At 31.6% G+C, this 2,509-nt stretch carries 2 protein-coding genes; both read left to right on the plus strand.

Annotated features, from left to right (window positions below; all coding sequences use genetic code 11):
- Positions 1-85 precede the first annotated feature (85 nt).
- On the plus strand, positions 86-1,129 hold the full coding sequence (locus Q0739_RS14705; RefSeq protein ID WP_298239495.1) for a hypothetical protein: 1,044 nt from the start codon (positions 86-88) through the stop codon (positions 1,127-1,129).
- 759 nt (positions 1,130-1,888) lie between these two features.
- A complete protein-coding gene (locus Q0739_RS14710) occupies positions 1,889-2,434 on the plus strand; it encodes an STM3941 family protein (protein WP_298239496.1) in 546 nt (181 codons plus the stop codon).
- Positions 2,435-2,509 lie beyond the last annotated feature (75 nt).

The following is a 2,509-nucleotide window of genomic DNA, read 5'->3' on the forward strand; positions in this document are numbered from 1 at the left end:
ACGCTAAAATGCTATCGCATTTCTGCCTCGCTCAAGCAAAATAATAAGGCGACACAAACTATATACGTGAAAGTTGTAAACAATTATGACAAAAATTCTACTTCAAATAATATTCATTGCAATATTTTGCGTTTCAGGCTATTCACAGAAGTCTGAAATGAGTAATGCTTTCAAGAACAAGGAATTTGAAAAAGTTATTGAATTAGGAAAACAAGTAATTCAATCTGAACCAAATGATTTTGATGGACTTTTGGGAATCGGAAAAGCATATAATATCCTGAATGAATTTAATGATGCCATTCCTTATTTAGAAAAAGCCAAAAATTGTTCCGACAAAGATTGGCAATATGCTTGGGCGAATATTGAACTAATGGAATCATATTACACAATTGGAAATATTAAAAAAGCACAAGAATTTTATGAGAACTCTTTAAAGTATAAAGGAACAAAAAACTCAACAAAGAAATTAAGAGGTTTAGCGTTACTATTTGGGTTCGATAAAGCATATGAGGATTGGGAAACAAAGGAAACAAAAAATATCATTTTCCATTTTCAAAACGGAACTTTAATTTCTGACAAAGAACAATATATAACTGAAAGACAGAAAGCGTTTTCGAACATTAATACTTTCTTCAAATCAAATTTGCCAAAAAAAATTGATTTTTTCGTTTGGAAATCGAATGATGAGGCGATTAAGGTTTTAAACAAATCTTTGGGTTTTTCAAAGCCAAAATATTGTATTTCCCATAATAGGGACAATCAAACTAAAGGGCACGAAATTGCGCATAACATCTCTTTCTGGCTGGACAAAACAAATAAAAGAAATCGATTGATTAACGAGGGAATTGGAGTTTATTTTGACCAGACCAATACAAACAGATTGGAAAAGGCCAAAAATGCAATCCCAAACCAAAAGATAGACATCAAAGAATTATGGATTAACGGAAACAAATTTTCTGAACAAATTTTATATCCAATAGCAGGAGCTTTTGTTGAGTACTTAATTTCACTCGACAAAGAGAAGTTTATTGAACTATGCAAGAATCAGTCCTACGAAAATGCTGAATTGATTTACGGAACAGAATTGGAAAAAATAATATCTGAATTTAATAAAAATCTGAACAAATAACTGTTTACAACAATGTGTATAATTCATTGCTAGTTATAGCCTACTTACGAAAGTCCTCGCGGACTTTCTATCTGTGATTTATTTGCTAAATTAGTTGCTTAAACACGCAACGAAATCATACACAAACACGTTGCCAACAATTGAGGGAAATCAGAACGCTAAATGAAATTAATCTTTAAACTTCAAATATTTGTAGTCCATTTATGGTTTTTAGGTTGTACATATTTAATGCTGACTGAAAATGATAAGCCTAATTATATCGGAAAAACGGAATCTAATAAAACGGAACTTTATGAAATTTTCTTTTATGTTTCGTTACTGATTTTAGCACTTTTTTACATCTCAATTTTAGGCAAACATCTATTAAAAAAGTCAAAATGAATTCTGACTAAAATGTGGAATGAGAAACTAAACGGAATTTGAGCAAGTTTGCGGAATTATAACACATTCGGAATTTATAATATTATCAAATCTGAACTGAACGCAGGAATTCACTCTTGCGGAATTAAATCACAGAACGGAAAATATAGCGGAATTTTTCACAGGTTTGTTTACATTTTTTTGAATTTTAAGAAAGTAAAAACAAAAACAACAGTAGGCAACAACGTGTAAAAAACATTGCTTATTTTAGTTCAACCGTTTGGTCGTTGCGCTTTTGTTACATCTGATTTTCCTGCGGAAAATCCTCGCACACAAAACCGCAACGTTCCTTACACAAAAACGTTACCTTGCATTTGAACTCACTCAAAATCAGAAGAATTGAATAACCGAATTGAAATACCATTGAGCAAAAAGAAAATAGCCTTATTATTGTTAGCTTCAATTGCTTTTGTAGCTGGAGGAATTTGGATTGCATCTGACCCAGAAAGATTTATTCCTAACATTTTTGGTGTCACAAACCCAGAAATTATTAGGATTAGTGGAATAATTGGAATTCTGTTTTTCGGAGCAGCAGGAATTTATGGAATTAAAAAACTGTTTGACAAAAAAGTCGGATTGATTATTGACTCAAACGGAATAACTGACAACTCAAATGCATCTAGCATTGGGCTAATAGAATGGAATGACATTTCTGATATAAGGACAAAGCAAGTAATGTCGACAAAGTTCTTGCTCATTGACATTGTGAATCCTGAAAAATATATCGAAAAAGCTAAAAACAAATTACAAGCAAAACTTATGAAAGGGAATATGAATATGTACAAAACACCTCTTTCGATTACGTCAAATACGCTGAAATTCGATTTTGGAGAACTTGAGAAACTAATACAAACTGAATTTAAACGGAATAAAAACGCAAGGTAACAAAGTATAAAATTAATGCTTGGGTCTGTGCTTAAACCAGCGATTAGTCCTGTTTTGTTACATCTGATTTTCCTG

This window comes from uncultured Algibacter sp. (assembly GCF_947487605.1).
GTDB lineage: Bacteria > Bacteroidota > Bacteroidia > Flavobacteriales > Flavobacteriaceae > Algibacter_D.

Coding starts and splice junctions, on each gene's coding strand:
- Q0739_RS14705 (WP_298239495.1), top strand. CDS start 86: ATGACAAAAATTCTACTTCAAATAATATTCATTGCAATATTTTGCGTT.